This window comes from Pseudoalteromonas sp. MMG005 (assembly GCF_018101015.1).
In the GTDB taxonomy this organism is placed as follows: Bacteria; Pseudomonadota; Gammaproteobacteria; order Enterobacterales; family Alteromonadaceae; genus Pseudoalteromonas; species Pseudoalteromonas aurantia.
On record NZ_JAGJEK010000009.1, the window covers coordinates 29,410 to 46,091 of the forward strand.

Below are 16,682 nucleotides of genomic sequence, written 5' to 3' on the forward strand. Positions count from 1 at the left end.
ATATTTTTGTTTGTTTGCACTTTTTTTATTCATTGAGGACGAATTTTGCACGTTTTGTAGAAAGTTTGCCACCATTTGACGTGTGATATTGCACTCGATTTTAACTGTGTAAGTAAATACTGTGGGTTATTTTCATCAACCCATTGCACTAACTCAGGGTGATTCTGCCATAGCGCGGCCAAAAAAGGCGATACTTTTTGAAGCATACTTGTCAGTTGTGCTTGATAGCCCTGTAATTGACCTAAATAATATTTTGAAAAAATATTATTTAGGATGTGCGCTTTTTGTTTGTTTTTTCCGGACGGGCAAACTGTGTTCTCTATATCTACTGTGTGTAACCAGGCAGAGGTAGCCTGGTTCAATAAAACTTGTTGCCGCGCTGAAGTAATAACGCGCTGAACAAATGCATTTTTATGAAGTTTTTTAAGTACTGTCGTAATTTCAGTTGCCTCTAGGTTTTCTATTTTATCTTTTTGACTAAGCAGCTGTTTGAGTTGCACAAGTTGCGCGAGCGCTTCCAGTGTTTGGTTTTGTAATTCTGAGTGTCTATCGAAGGATACCTCAGTTGCAGCTAAATGGGTAAACTGCTTGAGCTCTCGTTCTGAAAAAAGCATGTGCTCGAAAAATAGGTTAAGTTGGTGTTGTTTTTCTCTTCGGGCTTCAAGTAGCTTATCCTTAATTAATGGGTTGTTTGTTTGCCCGCTATTTATACATTCATTGGCTTGTTGTACAAACTGAACACTGTATTTAAGCGCTTCACTTGGCAGTTGTACTTTACCTAATTGATTGTTTCTTTTTGCAATAGTTTGGCTGAGCCGACAATGGTTAATACTGGCCAGTTCAATAATAGAAATGCTTAGTGTTGATGTGGGTCTAGTTACGTTTGGATGATGTAATGACCGAGAGTCCGGTATGTCTGGCGTTGTGCTATTGAGTGCAGTGCTAAGTCTGTTTTGATACTCATGATAAATCTCACTGGGCTGGGGTGAGCAGCCAGTGAGAGTAAATATGCTTAAGCTAATCAGTGCTAATTTTAACAAGTCGACTCCTTACACTCAATAAGAGTAAAACTGCGGCAATACTTAAACCAACAATGATACCTATCCAGAATCCTCTGGGGCCCATCGCGGTAACTAAAAGGTCTGTTTTAGTTAATACGTAACCGAGTGTAAAACCGATAACCCAATATGATAAAAATGTGATCGCGGCAATGGGCTGGGTATGCTTTAAACCTCGTAATACACCATTTGCTGCAACTTGCAAAGCATCAGGTAACTGATAGATGCAAGCTAAAATAATGATGCTGGAAGCAAGTAATGCAACATTCTCGTCTTTTGTGTACAGAATGACAATGGCATCTCTGGCTATGAAAGTAATAAAGGCAACAAAGAACGCAATCATTACCGCCAGTAATAAGCTGGTGTTGATGGCTGATTTAAGCTGAGTATGGGCTTGTTGGCCTGATAGATTACCAATTCGAATAGCTATGGCCATTGATAGGCTCAATGGCATCATAAATAATATAACACTGACACTTGCAGCAATTTGATGGCCAGACACCGCAGTAGCACCTAAATCAGCAATAAACAGGGGGATGCATGCAAATAACGTCACCTCAAAAAAAGTAGCTAAACAAATAGGTAAGCCAAGCTTGGTTATGTAACTCAGAGTTTTAATTTTAGGAGGTTCAAATCGATGGAGCAGCCATTTTCCTTTGAGCTTTTTACTGTTGAAACTATACATGAATTGAGCCAAGGCCATCACCCAAAATACTAAGGCTGTGGCGAGACCACATCCAGCACTTCCAAGTGCTGGCATTCCTAACTTGCCATAAATGAAGACATAGTTAGCCACGACATTTATGCATAAGCCAACAATGCTAATGTAAAAAGCAGGTTTCGTCAGGCCAACTCCTTCTGTGACATTCCTATAAACAGAAAATAGTAAAAACCCCAAAATGCCCCATTTTACAAAGTCGATGTAACTTTGTGCTAATGTGGTGATCTCCGTGGTTGTACCTAAATTGTCGAATATCAATGGCGTAAAGTTGGCCAATATAAAGCCAAATGTGGAAAGAATTAAGCACAAGTATATGCTTTGTTGGAAGTAGTGTTTAATGCCTTTTTGATCTTTGGCACCAAAGCAGTGTGCAACAATACTTGTTAAAGCCAGTAGAATACCTTGTAAAGAAAATACTAATGGATTCCAAATACCTGTCGCGATTGACAGTGCAGCTAAATCATTAGTGCTCACTTGACCTGCCATTATTGTGTCAACAACCGACATTAATACCAGCATTATCTGAGCTAAAAAAACAGGGGTGGCGAGCTGGAGTAAGCGTTTAGCTTCCCAATAACTGAACTTCATAATGATACTGCATTCACAAAAATACAATATTAGCGTTAGAAAGCATGAAAAAGCCAGACAATTAGATGAATTGACTTAGAATTTTTAGATGTTCAGGGTATCGGTTTGTTTAATTTTATGGTGGCGACTTTACTTTTACGCGAAGCTTATGGTGTGTGCCGACTAAATAAAACGGAGTGGAAAAACGGGGAATTGCTGTTTAAGAAGAACTTAAAGTCCGCCGGTTAGGTTTTATGGCTTGTTATACTTATACGTTATTTTTGGTGTGGTAATCATTTTATATACGACCGTTTCGTTTAAACTCGACTTCGACATGCCGCCATGTAATCTTGAAATATAAACATGCGCTTAAGATGTCTTTAGCCAATTGCCACAATAAGGTATCATTACTTTCTTAAACGTCTCGCTAAGGTATTCTATGTTTACAGGTATTGTACAAACTCAAGCTACGGTTATTTCGTGTAATAAATCAGGGGGGGTTTTGAGGCTGGTACTATCAGTCTCCAGTAATTACCTTAATCACTTAGATATTGGAGCGAGTATCGCGATTAATGGCTGTTGCTTAACGGTTGTACGTTATGAGGTTAGTCCTCAAGATGTGGTAGGGCAGGTCTATTTTGACGTAATAGACGAGTCACTGAAACTGACGAATTTAGGGTTTTTACAGCGAGGTTTAAAAGTAAATTTTGAGCGTTCATTGACCTTTGGTACTGAGCTCGGTGGTCATATTGTATCTGGTCATATCCATTGTATGGCAAAGATAAAAGCCATTGTGAAAGATCATGATAATTGTCGAGTGCAATTGAGTCTCCCAAACGAGTGGCTTAAATTTGTCTTATATAAGGGCTTTATTACCATTAATGGTGCTAGCTTGACGGTAGGTGAAGTGAATGCCACTGGCTTTTGGTTGCATTTAATTCCGGAGACATTGAGCATTACTAATTTGGGGCGTGCAGTTGAAGGTGACTTCTTGAATATAGAAGTCGACCAACAAACTTATACGATTGTTAATACAGTCGAAAATTATTTACGTAAAAGCACGCAAATTGCGCAGTAGAGCCGCAGTATTCCTTCTGCTTCATGTTAGAATATTTGTTCATCATCACTATCAACATGTAATTCAAGTTTATTAAAAGCTCGATCAATATGCATGTTTAAATGGATCGGGTTGCAACAAGCTGCACAGTCTTCATAAAAATCTTGATCACCTTCACTGGTATCAAGGCTAACAAAGATATGATGGCCGCAATGTGGGCAACTAATACGTTGGTCATAAACAGTTTTCATTTGGCTCTCCATTAGGTCTTATTAACCTAATTATTGCGCTAATTTAAATATAGCAGCTAATGCCAATATGACAGCTTTATTGCTGTTATTTTAATATGTCGTGGATGTGCTGTTTAGCTTGATGCAGGTAGCTACCGGCAAACAAGTTGGCTTTGAGTAAGATAGGGTATAATTGATAAATTTCTTTACGGCGGTTATCGTCAGAAAGTTTGTTTTGAAATGCATAGTAGCCTTGATAGAACTCATTAGGCAGGGCGGAGCACAGCTCTGCCATAGCTAAATCTACCTCGCTGTCTCCATAGTAGCACGCTGGATTAAATAAACAGGGTTTACCATGACTAAATGCAATGTTGTTGTGTGACAGCTGGCCATGAATGAGAGATGGCGTGATGTGATGAGGCAATAAGGTTTTGATGGTTGCAACAAATTCATCAATATTAACAAGCATGATACCTTTTTCAGCCAGGAGTTGCAGTTGCCAACCAATTCGATCTTCTGCAAAAAAAGTTTCCCATTTTTTATGCCATTGATTAGGTTGAAGTACTTGTTGAATGTAATTATCTTGTTCTAAGCCAAACATTTTTTGTTCATGACGTTGATGCATTTTTGCGAGTAACGCACCGCATTCGTGCCAGTTATCCATGTTATCACTGGTATCTAACCACTCTAATACGATAAAGCTAAAATCTAAGCTGGTACCTATGGTAATGGGATCACAGATAAGAAAATCACTATCCCGAGTCATAAGTTCGAGTGCGCTGGCTTCTGATTCAAATCGCTCTAAAGCTGTCAGTCGATCAACTTTTACTAAAAAGGTATGTTTGTCATTTGAAATTCTGTACAGCTTTTCAGCGCTGGGAGACGCAAGTAGTGCCTTGTGCGTAAATTCAAATGATGTATGAAGTGCGTCAGAGATTTGTTGATTAACCATATTCCACATTTGAGATATTACCTGAAAACGACAACTGGTTAACTCAAACTATGGTTGAAAACGAAAAGAACTCAAATGAATAGAGCACTTTTTTCATAACTACCACCAATTAGGGAATCAACTTACACGATAATGGGTCAATAACTGCAAAAGCTAAAAATAAGATGAGGCGTATATTTTTTTTTGACAAATGTATAGAATGCCGCGGTAATAAATATAAGGTGCACAAATGAATAAAAGCTTAATAACAAATATCGTTGCGGCAATATGTGTTGCTCTCGGATACCTTACTGGCCACTCAATCGTGTTTACTATCGGTATTTTTGCGCTTTCAGGGGCTGTTACCAACTTACTTGCTATTCATATGCTATTTGAAAAAGTGCCTTTGCTTTATGGATCTGGGGTTATAACGTTGAAGTTTAAAGAATTTAAACAGTCAATTAGACGTTTGATCCTCGAAGAGTTTTTTGATAAAGAGAAAGTATTCAATGTTTTGCAGAATCAACAGGATAATATTGATCTTGAGCCTGTTATTAAGAAGGTCGATTTGGACCCTGCTTTTGACACCTTAATAACTGTAATTGAGTCGTCTCAGTTTGGTCCAATGCTCACGATGTTTGGGGGAAGTGAAGCGCTACAGCCAATGCGCAGTACATTTGTTGAAAAAATGAAAGAAACATTGGTAGAAATAACGGAAGAACCGCAATTTAAATCGTTACTTGTCACTGAATTACTGGGCGGAAATACGACATCAGTACACGATACTATTGAACAAGCAGTCGATGAGCGTTTAGATGAGCTGACACCCACAATGGTAAAAGACATTATTCAAAATATGATTAAAACGCACTTAGGGTGGTTGGTCGTATGGGGTGGTGTTTTTGGTGGGCTATTTGGTTTAGTTGCGGCAATCATTAATATCTCTTAGTTAGTAAAAAATAGAAAAATTAATGCGTGAAACATCGGTTAAACGCATTAATTTATGTTTGTAATTCATCTATTTCGAACCAGATATAACAAGTGTTTTTTGTGTGTTGTTAATTGATGCAGATAAGTCTCTGATATGTGTGCTGGTTGTCATGTCAATATTTAGAAAATTAGCTGAGTTTTCTAGGTCGAAAAGTGTCGCAAAAGTATCAATAGACATGTTGTTACAAGCTAAACGGTTAGTGAGGACCGGGCGGCTAATGTTATGCTCTCGAATTTCTTTGCGTAACGTTAATTTATGATTTGATGCAACAGCCATACACAATTGTGTTGCAGGTGTATTGTCAGCGGCAATAAATTCATGTGCTAGAGATGAAGACGATGCCAATAAGATTGCTGCGCTGCTTAGTACTGTTATTACATTCATGGGTGTGCTCCATTTGATTTGGTCTGTAGACACCACTAAGTATTGCGGGTTTAAATATGAATGCTGTAAAGCAATCTCGTCAGAGTGTAACTAAGTGTGTGAGTGTGAATGGTAGCTTATAAGGAATTGTTTTTAAGGAGAAAAATTGCGCAGTCATTGACACATTTTTTCATTTTTTTCCAAAAAAAAAATATGTTTACACTTTGTTATCAGTAATTTTTCTTTACGCTAGCAGTTCTTTAAAATTTAAAACTAATTATGTAAATTTATGTCAAAAAACTTCGAAGCTTTATCAAAATATTACCAAAATGGGTTAGCAAAATCGGTTGAGTTTAACCAGTGTTGTTATTATTGCGGCTGTGAGGCGACGCACGTTGACTATTGCCCTCCATTGCAGCACTGCGAGCTCGTCATTGAGTTTTCAGAAACCGCTGACTTTATTACTGTGCCCAGTTGTTATGAATGCCATGGTTTACTACTGGGTCAAAGGTTGCTCACACTGAATGAACGAATCAAAGCACTTAAAAGTAGCTTAGCGAAAAAGTATGCTCAGGCAGTACGCGTTTATAATGTGTGGGAACATGATGAACTCGCGCAGATGAGTCCTGAGTTTCATACAAGTATTGAGGCCGGTATGCGTTTGGGCAAAGAAACGCAAATACGGCTAGATTTCCCAAGTTATATATTGGAGATATCAGGTGCTGAAGTGAAAGTGCCAACAGCTAAAGTGGAGTTTTGTGTTGGTGAACAATATTTTGATGATTTTAAAAGTGCATTAGCGTTTTGTTATGCGAATTACACGTTACAAAAAAGCCAATTTTATGATTTGTTGGTGGGCGAATGTGCAGGTGATTTTAATAAAGCCATTAGTAAATATATGCATAGGCATAAGAAACCAGCTAAAACAGCACAGACGTCAGATCTAATTAAACAGTTTGCGAAAGAGCATAAACAAAACTCAGATTTTGTTGCAAGAGCGAGCGAACAGTTGCTAAAACGACATGCTGAACTTGACCTAGAGGGTGCACTTGCTAAGTTATATGAAGACTATATAGCACCAAAGCGTAATTAAAATCGATAAAACTCATCGTGAATTATTGCGTTTCAAGGTATTTAAATCGCCTTTTCACGATGAATTAGTTACAGTGAAAAAAAACAGAAGAGATGACAACAATGCAAAAATTTGCTCCCTCCGTATTAGTGTTAGCACTTGGTGCTGCGCTGGCGGGCTGTCAAGACCAAGGCCCGCAAAAAGACCACGTTAAAATAAACAAAAACCCATATCCAAGTACTTATGCTGTCTCTGACAGCAGTTCGACTTTGATCACGAATGCGACGGTACTCACTGGTACAGGTGAAAGACTAGATGCAGCTGATGTTTACATTGTTGATGGTAAAATTAGCCAAGTAGGCAAAGACCTAAATGTTAGCGCTGATAATACTGTTGATGCGCAAGGTAAGTGGGTTACGCCTGGCATCATTGACGTTCATTCTCATTTAGGCGCATATCCTAGTCCATCTGTTGAATCTCACCAAGATGGCAATGAGATGACTAGCCCAAATACTGCAGAGGTATGGGTTGAGCATTCGGTTTGGCCTCAAGATCCGGGCTTTAATCGAGCGCGAGAAGGTGGGATCACCACATTACAAATTTTACCTGGTTCAGCGAATTTATTCGGTGGGCGAGGTGTTACATTGAAAAATGTTCCTGCACACACAATGCAAGGAATGAAATTTCCAGACGCACCCTACGGTTTAAAAATGGCGTGTGGTGAAAATCCAAAACGTGTATATGGCTCAAATAAGATTGCGCCGCAAACACGTATGGGTAACATGGCTGGGTATCGTCAAGCTTGGATTGAAGCAACAGAATACAAATTAGCGTGGGAGCAGTATGATGCAGCCCATGCAGCAGGGTTAAACCCTGATGCGCCTAAGCGTGACATTAAATATGATACATTGCGCGGCGTTTTAGACGGCGAAGTTATGATACATAACCATTGCTATAAAGCTGAAGAAATGGCCATGATGATCGACTTAGGTAAAGAGTTTAATTATCATGCTGGTACGTTCCATCATGGTATAGAAGCTTATAAAGTTGCTGATTTATTAGCCGATAACGGCAATTGTGCGGCACTTTGGCCAGATTGGTGGGGCTTCAAAATGGAAGCTTATGATATGGTACAAGAAAATGTTGCGATCGTAGATGCGGTGAAAAACTCTTGTGCCGTTGTGCACTCTGATTCAGATACTACGATTCAACGTCTAAATCATGAGGCTTCGAAGGTTATGCACACAGCTAATCGTAAAGGCTTTGACTTGAAAGAGCAGGATGCAATTAAGTGGATCACTTACAATGCGGCCAAATCGCTTGGTGTTGAAAAAGAAACTGGGTCATTGAGCCAAGGTAAGCAAGCAGATGTGGTTATTTGGGATAAAAATCCGTTTAGTGTATATGCAAAAGCAGAGACTGTTTATGTTGACGGGGCGAAGGTTTATGATCGACATGATGATAAATATCAGGCGGTTAGTGATTTCATGCTTGGTCAGAGATAGGAGTGTACACCATGACAAAATTTAAATTATCGCTAATTACCGGTGCCTTACTTGCTAGCTCTACAGCATTTGCACAGGTTACTGCAATTACCAATGCCACAGTGCATACATCAACGGAGCAGGGTATTTTAAAAGATGCCACTGTGGTGATTGAAGGTGGTAAAATTACCGCAATTAATCCTAGTAATGTTAATGCTGATATCACAATTGATGCGAATGACCGAATCCTAACACCTGGTTTTATCGGGTCTATGAATCAGTTGGGGTTAGTTGAAGTTGGTGCAGTTGCGGGCTCTCGTGATGCAGGTGATGATAAAGCGGGTGTTGATTTCGATACCAGCAGTGCATTTAATCCTCGCTCATCATTAATCCCTTATGCGCGTAAAGGGGGGGTTACGCAAAACGTTGCTGTGCCATACGGCGGGGACAGCATTTTTGCAGGGCTAGGCTTTGTTGCTGATTTAAGTGGTGAATTTGACAGTGTAACAGACAAGCATACTGCGCTCGTGGTGCATTTGGGGGCCAAAAGTAAAGGCTCACGCGCTCTATCATATAAGCAATTAGTTGATAAGCTTGAAGAGCGTCAGCAAGCCTTGGCTAAAAAAGATGACAAGAAAGATAAAGATAAGAAGCCTTCGCTAGAGGAGACAGTATTAACGCAAGTTCTGAATGGCGAAATGCCATTGGTAGCACATTTAACTCGCGCTTCAGATATTCTTGAAATCCTTAAAATCAAAGAACAATTTGGTATTAATTTGATCATATGGGGTGCAGACGATGCGCAGCTAGTGAAATCTCAATTGGCAAAAGCGAAAGTACCGGTGATCATTAGTGCCGTTTCGAACCTTCCCACTAGCTTTGATTCGCTTCATGCGAGCTTAGAAACGGCTGGAGCGCTTGAAAAAGCAGGGGTGAAGGTTATTTTATCAATCGGTGGTGACGGTAGCCATAATGTGTATCAATTGCGTTTTGATGCTGGTATTGCGGTGTCTAATGGCATGAGCCATGAAGGGGCGATTAAAGCGCTGACAGCCAATGTAGCAGAAAGTTTTGGTATTGAAGGCGGTAAAATAGCAAAAGGTGAAAGAGCTGATTTAGTACTTTGGAGTGCAGATCCATTTGAGATCAGTACTCATGTACAAAAGATGTGGATCAATGGTACAGAAGTCACGACGGACTCTCGCCATGACAAATTAAGAGACCGCTATACAACTGAGTCTAAATTACCGAGAGCTTACACTAAGTAAGTTTTAAGTATGGCAAGTCTAAAGATGGGCTTGTTAGTGAATAAAAAGGCGCTATTTAGCGCCTTTTTTACGAATTAATTCACACAATAATCAAGTGGAAATGATGTAGAGTTTGAGTTTATATACAACGGGCAGGTTTAGGTAATCCAGCAATTTTAGTTGCTTGTTTAGCAGGCCCTTTTGGAAATAGCTTATATAAATACATACTATTCCCCTTGTCTTCACCGAGTGCTTTAGCCATAGCTTTGACCAGCATTCTAATCGCTGGACTCGTACTATACTCTTCATAAAAACCACGCACAAAGTGAATGACTTCCCAGTGTGCGTCACTTAATTCAATATTTTCTTTTTCTGCAATGATAGGCGCTAATTCAGGTGACCATTGAGTATGGTCAATCAAATAGCCCTGTTTATCAGTATCAATTGTTTGATGATTAATTTCTAGCATAGTTACCAAGTAATCGTTTTCTTTGCGCTATCGATGAGTTGAACCCATTCAATATCGCTAATAGCTGAGAAGGGAGCTTGCAATTCAACACCTCTTGTAGAAAGGCATTGAGACAATATATAACCATTATCGGTTAAGTTCTTAAAACTGGTTTGATCATAACATGCATCAGCAATTAATAGGATCCTATCGGTGTCACTGAGCAGCATAGAAATAGTATGTGTGTTGTAGTGACTCAACGGTCTAGAGAAAATGTGAATGGTATTTATCATTATAGTGTTACCACCTGATCTTGTTGGCTCAAGAGTTGGCGCTGCTGTGCTTGATTGATTACGGTCACATCAATACTTAATTGGTCGGGGTCTAGGTTAAATTGCTTTAGAGCGATTTCACATACATATATATTTTCTACATCATATATTTCAAGCGTTTTAATTGATTTAAAGAAATCTTTAATACCAAGTTGTTGAGGCGACTGATTAGGTTTTAAGGCCATGACGGCCGAGCCTTGGAATAACCAACTCACATTTTGGTCTATTGCGGCAAAAATCAAGGTCATATCTAACGCATCACGTATATGCATACCATCAAATGGACTGTGATCACTAATAATCATTATATTCTTCATTTGAATTGTATCCATTTGTCTGATGTTGCGCTGAGCATGGCAAACTCTGCAAGACCTGCAACTTTAAATATACCTGTATTTGTAGTATCAATACCGCGCTTTTCCGCTGCGGTTACACAAAGCATGAGTGTGATACCTCTATCTGCTAATGCTTGCCAAATAGCCGCAATATCTAATTCATCACTGGCTAGCTCAACATGCTGCGACGCATGATAGACACCATCTTGATACAAAAAGATGCACGGAATATGATGGCCGTCGTCTAGTGCTGCATGTGCAAAGCGGGATAAGTTATTCAGAGTTGCGTGATCAGATACGCTTGAATGCAAAGAAAGTACAAATTTACTCAAAGCTAGCCCATAAAAAAAGCCCCAATATGGGGCTTAGTTTACCAGAACAAACTGGTTAGTCATCATTTGCACCTAAAAGTGCAAGTAATGACGTGAATAAGTTATAGATATTTAAGTATAGACTAACAGTTGCCATAACATAATTAGTCTCACCACCATTTACGATACGGCTTGTATCATAAAGGATTAAACCAGACATCAATAATACCACCGCGGCATTGATAGCCATGAATGCGATGCTGCTACCGATGAAAATATTAACAATGCTAGAAATAATAACGACAATTAAGCCGACGGTTAAAAATCCACCCATGAATGAGAAGTCTTTCTTGGTTGTTAAAGCGTAAGCAGATAAGCCAAAAAAGATGAGAGCTGTGGAGCCGAGAGCCTGCATTATTAACAGTGTACCGTTAGGCATTGCAGCATAATGATTAAGTAATGGTCCTAAACCGAAACCCATAATACCTGTAAATAAGAATACTAAACTTATCGCAGAAGATGAGTTCGCTTTTTTCTGGATCAGGAATATAAGACCAAAGCCAATCAATGAACAAACAATACCTGTAAAACGAGGTAGAGCCATCGTCATTGAAATAGCTGCAGTGACTGCGCTAAAAGCAAGCGTCATAGCTAATAGAAAGTACGTGTTTTTAAGTACCTTATTAGTTTCGATTGTCGACATAGCTGGTTGAGCTGTGCCATATGAGTGATTAAACGCCATGTTAAACTCCTTAAGTGAAACAATGTTCCGATAATTAAACTGTATTAAGATTACCAAGAGTTATATGGTTGGGCAAACTTTGTCGATCAAATAGAGTCTGTAAAAATCAAAAAGTTCCAATTATTTGTGGCTGTTGCCGTATGTTTATACAAATGTACTGTTTTTTAATCAGTTGAGCGGTTTTTTTAAAAAAAAGCTTCACATTCTCCAAGGGATTCACTAATATTCGCCCCGCTGCGGAGAGATGGCTGAGTGGTCGAAAGCACCGGTCTTGAAAACCGGCAAGGGTTTGTAGCCCTTCTAGGGTTCAAATCCCTATCTCTCCGCCACTAAATTTATATAAGGCTTGTGAGGGATATTACAAGTCTTAGCAGTAAGAAATTTCGGAGAGATGGCTGAGTGGTCGAAAGCACCGGTCTTGAAAACCGGCAAGGGTTTGTAGCCCTTCTAGGGTTCAAATCCCTATCTCTCCGCCATTTATTACTAACTATTAATAGTTAGCGTACGTTTTCGGAGAGATGGCTGAGTGGTCGAAAGCACCGGTCTTGAAAACCGGCAAGGGTTTGTAGCCCTTCTAGGGTTCAAATCCCTATCTCTCCGCCATTATTCTTAAATGAATGTAAAAGCCGCTTATATAGCGGCTTTTTTTTGCCAAAAATTTATTAGGGCAAGTAAATGCGACTAAAGTTGACTGGTGTTTTGCAGCGAATACTTTAATGATGATTGTTTAAAAGTCAGAGTATTTATTATGAAGCAGCTGCTAGCTAAAAGTATTGCTATGTCCCTTTTGTCACCATTGTTAATCGGAGTTGTGCTAGGGGGCTATTACACCTTTACGCTTAATCAGCCAGGTATCCAGATATTTTTTGGTATATTGATAAGTGCATTTTCTAACGCGCATATCGCTGGCTTAGCCATGGCTGTGTTTGTTGTCCCTGGATATTTGCTTATGCATAAGTATAGTAAAGTGCAATATTCAGCAGTGTTAGCCCTGGGTATGATAGGAGGTGCATTTTTTAGTTATGTTCTTGCGGCTACATCTGGAATGGGATTTATTGTTAATACGTGCATGGCAGCCTTAGCTTCAGGGTTGTTTCTTTATGGCTTAAGACGCTTTGCGTAAATCCCTGCTTGTAAATTAATCAAGTAAGTTAATATTTACAGATATTTAATACTTTTTCGTCAGAAAAGGTTTCATTTAATAGCTCGAAAGAGTACCTTAAGCTTTTGTATGACGTAACTGTGATATTGAGTAGATGCACAAGCAAGATTTTTATCAGACACTTGTAAACCAAGCTAATTCTTTAATTTGCGATGAACAAAATATTATTGCAAATATGGCGAATATCAGTGCCCTTTTATTTACTTCTTTGGAAGACATAAATTGGGCGGGATTTTATCTTATCGACACACCTCAAGAGTTGGTGCTAGGACCTTTTCAAGGTAACCCTGCCTGTATTCGTATTCCACTTGGGAAAGGCGTGTGTGGTACAGCAGCACAAACGAATTCAACTCAATTGGTAGATGATGTTCATGCATTTGCTGGACATATAGCATGTGATGCTGCATCTAATTCTGAAATTGTTATTCCAATAATGAAAGATGGTGCGCTGTTCGCTGTGTTAGATATAGACAGCCCAAGCTTGGCAAGGTTTGACGAATTAGATAAGGCTGGTCTTGAAGCGCTCGTACGTTGCTTTGAGGCAACGCTACAATGAAAGATTTAGTCAATGTACAAGATTACCTTTTTGCAATTGCTGATGTGGGCGATTGGGAAGGGGAAGAAGAGCAAGTTACCGAGACTTTAAATGAGTTAATTCATTTTGCTTGGCAACTTTTACCAGATGATCTCGACTGTGAGACCATCGACAATATAATCAACGGTATTTGGGAACATCTTCGTGGAGACTTAGCTTTGATTGAAGTTGAGTTTGAAGAGTTAACTGACTGGGTAATACACTATATCCATTCATCGTTAGATGAAAAGGTATAACAAATAGGTTCAAAAATGGAAGCCACAAACAAGCTAAAAGATATTAATGAGGTACTGGATTTTCTATATTCAGAGTTTCCTCAGTGTTTTAAACAAAAAGATGGCATCAAGCCGCTTAAGGTCGGTATCTTTAAAGATATTGCCGAGCGAATTGAAGGCTCAGAGAAAGTCAGTAAGACGCAAGTACGTCAAGCGTTACGTAAATACACGTCGAACTGGCGCTATTTAGAAGCGGTTACTAAAAACGTATTCCGTATTGATCTTGATGGCAACGATGCTGAAAAAGTTGAACAAGAGCACATTGAGCACGCGCAAAAAGCACTTGAAGAGAGTCGCGCGAAAATGGCTAAACGTAAGAAAACGCAGCGTCCACGTCAGGACGGTGATGCGAAGCCTTTCAAGAAAAAAGGTCCTGCTCATGCACGTAATGGAGACAAAAATACTCGGGTTAACAAAAAGCCAGCTCCTCAGCAAGCTAAAAGAAACCCAGGTAAAGTTGAACCATTACCAGCTAATGAGGTCAAGGTTAATAACAAAGTTAAAGTTAAATTAGGGCAAGCTTTGGTTAATGCTACAATTACTGAAGTGAACAAAGATGACGTTCACGTAGAATTAGTGACTGGTATGCAAGTTAAAACCAAAGTAGATAGTCTGTACATAGTTTAAGGAGTTGTGTATGAGTAAAAAGTTGACACTCATTCCCGTTGTAGCAGCGCTGTTATCAAGCGTTTCGATTGCATCACCGGATTCGGTGACAGAAAAAGACATACCGACGTTAAAACCGGAAATCCAACATACAACGGCAAGCAAACGAGTGACCAACTTATTTACTCGCCAGCACTATAAACGTTTTAAGCTCGATGACGCTTTGTCACAAGAAATATTTGATCGTTATGTAGAGTCATTAGATTTTACTAAGTCGGTATTTTTGCAAAGCGACATTGATGCTTATGAAAAACACCGCTTACAATTTGATGATGCGTTGAAAGCGGGTAAGCTTGAGTTTGCTTTTGACATGTTTAATATGAGTATGAAACGTCGGTTTGAGCGTTTTCAATATGCTATTAGCTTGTTAGAAACTGAAATTAAGTTTGATAAACCTGACGCTTTTCATTATGACCGTGAAGACTTACCTTTTGCAAAAACAGAACAAGAGCTAAATGAATATTGGCGTCAAAGAGTCAAATCGGATGCGTTGCGCTTAAAGCTCACAGGTAAAGATTGGGACGGAATTCAAGAAGTTCTCACTAAAAGATATAAGAACACGTTAAAGCGGTTAGTCCAAACTAATAGTGAAGATGCTTTTCAAGTAATGATGAACGCGTTCGCCAGAAGCGTTGAAGCGCATACATCATATTTGTCTCCGAGACGTGCTGAACAATTTAAAATGGATATGGAGCTTGAGCTCGAAGGCATCGGGGCTGTTTTAGGGTATGACGAAGATTACACTGTCATACGTTCATTAGTGCCCGGAGGTCCGGCTGACAAATCAGAACGTATTAAAGCAGATGATAAAATTGTTGGTGTAGCGCAAGATGGCAAAGAATTTGTTGATGTGATTGGCTGGCGTCTTGATGACGTTGTTGATCTCATAAAAGGTCCGAAAGGAACCAAAGTAAGACTTCAATACTTAAAAGGGTCTGATGCACATGGTACTCCTAAAGTTGTTGAGATAACGCGCGATAAAATTCGGCTAGAAGATAGAGCTGTTAAGTCAGAAGTGTTTGAGGCGAAATACTCTGAACTCTCTAGCAAAATTGGTGTTATTGAAATACCAAGCTTTTACAATAACTTATCAAAAGATGTTAAGGTCGAGCTTGCGAAGTTAAAGGAACAGAAGGTTGATGGGATTGTAATTGACCTACGTCAAAATGGCGGAGGTTCTTTATATGAAGCGACTCAATTAACGGGACTATTTATTGATAAAGGTCCAGTGGTGCAAATTCATACACTTTATAATCGTGTTGAAGCGCAAAAAGATCGTGATGGCATTACATTTTATGATGGCCCAATGACGGTACTTGTTGATAGGTATAGTGCTTCGGCTTCTGAAATATTTGCTGCCGCAATACAAGATTATGGTCGTGGTGTTGTTATTGGCGAGCAGACTTTCGGTAAAGGTACTGTACAGCAGCATCGTGGACTTGGAAAAAATTACGATTTATTCAGCAATCCACTTGGTAGTATTACATATACCATTGCTAAGTTCTATCGCATAAATGGGGGCAGTACGCAACATAAAGGGGTCGTACCAGATATTATGTTGCCTTCAGCAATTGAGCCACAAGAGTGGGGAGAGAGCCAAGAAGACAACGCGTTACCATGGGACAGTATTAAGCGTGCAACTTATAGTAGTTTAGATAACTTAACGCCGGTCATTAAGTATGTTGATGCAAAACATAATTCTCGTATCCAAGGAGAGCCTGAATTTAACTATGTATTTGATGATATTGCACGATACAAAGCGCAAAAAGATGACAAGAAAATATCACTGGTGGAGTCTGAGCGATTAAAGGAGCGTGATGATTCGGAGCAGCGCGCGCTTGCCCGTACTAATACTCGTTTGAAGCGCTTAGGTTTAGCAGCAGTTACAGACTTAGATGATGTACCAGATGTGATTGGCGAGCTCGACCCGTATTTAGAAGAGGCAGCGTTAATTACACAAGATTTAATTTCATTTGGTCGGTTGGCAAAAAATGACCTATAAATGAACCCTATATAGATACAAAGGCGCTTAGGCGCCTTTTTTGTTACGATTTTATCTATGAATTTGCTACTATACCTGCAATTAATAGGCTGT

General features: G+C 39.4%; 20 protein-coding genes and 3 tRNA genes. 13 read left to right on the forward strand and 10 right to left on the reverse strand.

What is annotated here, in order from left to right; all coding sequences use genetic code 11:
- Window positions 1-29: 29 nt before the first annotated feature.
- Both J8M01_RS08495 and J8M01_RS08500 read right to left on the reverse strand, forming a co-directional pair.
- Entirely contained in the window at window positions 30-1,040 is a 1,011-nt protein-coding gene (locus tag J8M01_RS08495) for a DUF3080 family protein (RefSeq protein WP_211057711.1), read from the reverse strand.
- Window positions 1,018-2,367 carry an MATE family efflux transporter gene (locus tag J8M01_RS08500; protein ID WP_211057712.1) on the reverse strand — a complete coding sequence of 450 codons (1,350 nt, stop codon included), beginning with the start codon at window positions 2,365-2,367 and terminating at the stop codon, window positions 1,018-1,020. The genes J8M01_RS08495 and J8M01_RS08500 overlap by 23 nt, the downstream gene beginning before the upstream one ends.
- A gap of 418 nt (window positions 2,368-2,785) precedes the next feature.
- On the opposite strand from J8M01_RS08500, the gene J8M01_RS08505 reads away from it, so the two are divergent.
- The gene (locus J8M01_RS08505; protein WP_211057713.1) at window positions 2,786-3,424 is read left to right on the forward strand and encodes a riboflavin synthase subunit alpha; all 639 of its coding nucleotides are present in this window, start codon (window positions 2,786-2,788) and stop codon (window positions 3,422-3,424) included.
- Between the two features lie 26 nt (window positions 3,425-3,450).
- On the opposite strand, the gene J8M01_RS08510 is transcribed toward J8M01_RS08505, so the two are convergent.
- Both J8M01_RS08510 and J8M01_RS08515 read right to left on the reverse strand, forming a co-directional pair.
- Window positions 3,451-3,654, reverse strand: coding sequence for a CPXCG motif-containing cysteine-rich protein (locus tag J8M01_RS08510; protein ID WP_119860407.1), 204 nt, complete (start codon window positions 3,652-3,654; stop codon window positions 3,451-3,453).
- An 85-nt stretch (window positions 3,655-3,739) separates the two neighbouring features.
- A complete protein-coding gene (locus tag J8M01_RS08515) occupies window positions 3,740-4,594 on the reverse strand; it encodes a fructosamine kinase family protein (RefSeq protein WP_211057714.1) in 855 nt (284 codons plus the stop codon).
- A 220-nt stretch (window positions 4,595-4,814) separates the two neighbouring features.
- Here J8M01_RS08515 and J8M01_RS08520 point away from each other — a divergent pair, with 220 nt between their 5' ends.
- The gene (locus tag J8M01_RS08520) at window positions 4,815-5,513 is read left to right on the forward strand and encodes a DUF445 domain-containing protein (protein ID WP_211057715.1); all 699 of its coding nucleotides are present in this window, start codon (window positions 4,815-4,817) and stop codon (window positions 5,511-5,513) included.
- 69 nt (window positions 5,514-5,582) lie between these two features.
- On the opposite strand, the gene J8M01_RS08525 is transcribed toward J8M01_RS08520, so the two are convergent.
- A complete protein-coding gene (locus tag J8M01_RS08525) occupies window positions 5,583-5,939 on the reverse strand; it encodes a DUF3718 domain-containing protein (protein WP_211057716.1) in 357 nt (118 codons plus the stop codon).
- A 268-nt stretch (window positions 5,940-6,207) separates the two neighbouring features.
- Between J8M01_RS08525 and J8M01_RS08530 the strand changes: the two genes are divergently transcribed.
- From J8M01_RS08530 to J8M01_RS08540, 3 genes are all read left to right on the forward strand, one after another.
- Entirely contained in the window at window positions 6,208-7,011 is an 804-nt protein-coding gene (locus tag J8M01_RS08530; RefSeq protein WP_210998509.1) for a hypothetical protein, read from the forward strand.
- Between the two features lie 101 nt (window positions 7,012-7,112).
- Window positions 7,113-8,495 carry an amidohydrolase gene (locus J8M01_RS08535; RefSeq protein ID WP_211057717.1) on the forward strand — a complete coding sequence of 461 codons (1,383 nt, stop codon included), beginning with the start codon at window positions 7,113-7,115 and terminating at the stop codon, window positions 8,493-8,495.
- Window positions 8,496-8,506: 11 nt separating this feature from the next.
- Window positions 8,507-9,742: an amidohydrolase family protein gene (locus J8M01_RS08540; protein WP_211057718.1), complete on the forward strand. Its 1,236-nt coding sequence runs from the start codon at window positions 8,507-8,509 to the stop codon at window positions 9,740-9,742.
- Between the two features lie 118 nt (window positions 9,743-9,860).
- Here the strand turns inward: J8M01_RS08540 and J8M01_RS08545 are convergent, their stop codons facing one another.
- Genes J8M01_RS08545 through J8M01_RS08565 form a run of 5 tightly spaced genes read right to left on the reverse strand, consistent with a single transcriptional unit; the run spans window position 9,861 to window position 11,889 of the window.
- Window positions 9,861-10,190 (reverse strand): TusE/DsrC/DsvC family sulfur relay protein, encoded by a 330-nt coding sequence (locus tag J8M01_RS08545; protein ID WP_211052576.1) that lies wholly within the window; start codon window positions 10,188-10,190, stop codon window positions 9,861-9,863.
- Window positions 10,191-10,192: 2 nt separating this feature from the next.
- Window positions 10,193-10,462: a hypothetical protein gene (locus J8M01_RS08550; protein ID WP_210998506.1), complete on the reverse strand. Its 270-nt coding sequence runs from the start codon at window positions 10,460-10,462 to the stop codon at window positions 10,193-10,195.
- Window positions 10,462-10,818: a sulfurtransferase complex subunit TusC gene (tusC, locus tag J8M01_RS08555; RefSeq protein WP_211057719.1), complete on the reverse strand. Its 357-nt coding sequence runs from the start codon at window positions 10,816-10,818 to the stop codon at window positions 10,462-10,464. The genes J8M01_RS08550 and tusC overlap by 1 nt, the downstream gene beginning before the upstream one ends.
- A complete protein-coding gene (gene tusD, locus J8M01_RS08560; RefSeq protein WP_210998504.1) occupies window positions 10,815-11,168 on the reverse strand; it encodes a sulfurtransferase complex subunit TusD in 354 nt (117 codons plus the stop codon). The genes tusC and tusD overlap by 4 nt, the downstream gene beginning before the upstream one ends.
- A 55-nt stretch (window positions 11,169-11,223) precedes the next feature.
- Window positions 11,224-11,889 (reverse strand): Bax inhibitor-1/YccA family protein, encoded by a 666-nt coding sequence (locus tag J8M01_RS08565; protein ID WP_192507217.1) that lies wholly within the window; start codon window positions 11,887-11,889, stop codon window positions 11,224-11,226.
- Window positions 11,890-12,127: 238 nt separating this feature from the next.
- On the opposite strand from J8M01_RS08565, the gene J8M01_RS08570 reads away from it, so the two are divergent.
- From J8M01_RS08570 to prc, 8 genes are all read left to right on the forward strand, one after another.
- A tRNA-Ser gene (locus tag J8M01_RS08570) sits at window positions 12,128-12,218 on the forward strand.
- Between the two features lie 56 nt (window positions 12,219-12,274).
- A tRNA-Ser gene (locus J8M01_RS08575) sits at window positions 12,275-12,365 on the forward strand.
- A 36-nt stretch (window positions 12,366-12,401) separates the two neighbouring features.
- Window positions 12,402-12,492, forward strand: a tRNA-Ser gene (locus J8M01_RS08580).
- A 145-nt stretch (window positions 12,493-12,637) separates the two neighbouring features.
- Entirely contained in the window at window positions 12,638-13,012 is a 375-nt protein-coding gene (locus tag J8M01_RS08585) for a hypothetical protein (RefSeq protein WP_192507218.1), read from the forward strand.
- 133 nt (window positions 13,013-13,145) lie between these two features.
- On the forward strand, window positions 13,146-13,607 hold the full coding sequence (locus tag J8M01_RS08590; RefSeq protein ID WP_192507219.1) for a GAF domain-containing protein: 462 nt from the start codon (window positions 13,146-13,148) through the stop codon (window positions 13,605-13,607).
- Window positions 13,604-13,882 carry a hypothetical protein gene (locus J8M01_RS08595; RefSeq protein ID WP_010363951.1) on the forward strand — a complete coding sequence of 93 codons (279 nt, stop codon included), beginning with the start codon at window positions 13,604-13,606 and terminating at the stop codon, window positions 13,880-13,882. Before J8M01_RS08590 ends, J8M01_RS08595 begins: the two co-directional genes overlap by 4 nt.
- A 15-nt stretch (window positions 13,883-13,897) precedes the next feature.
- Window positions 13,898-14,548 carry an RNA chaperone ProQ gene (gene proQ, locus J8M01_RS08600; RefSeq protein ID WP_211057720.1) on the forward strand — a complete coding sequence of 217 codons (651 nt, stop codon included), beginning with the start codon at window positions 13,898-13,900 and terminating at the stop codon, window positions 14,546-14,548.
- 10 nt (window positions 14,549-14,558) lie between these two features.
- Window positions 14,559-16,589: a carboxy terminal-processing peptidase gene (gene prc, locus J8M01_RS08605; protein WP_211057721.1), complete on the forward strand. Its 2,031-nt coding sequence runs from the start codon at window positions 14,559-14,561 to the stop codon at window positions 16,587-16,589.
- Window positions 16,590-16,682: the final 93 nt, after the last annotated feature.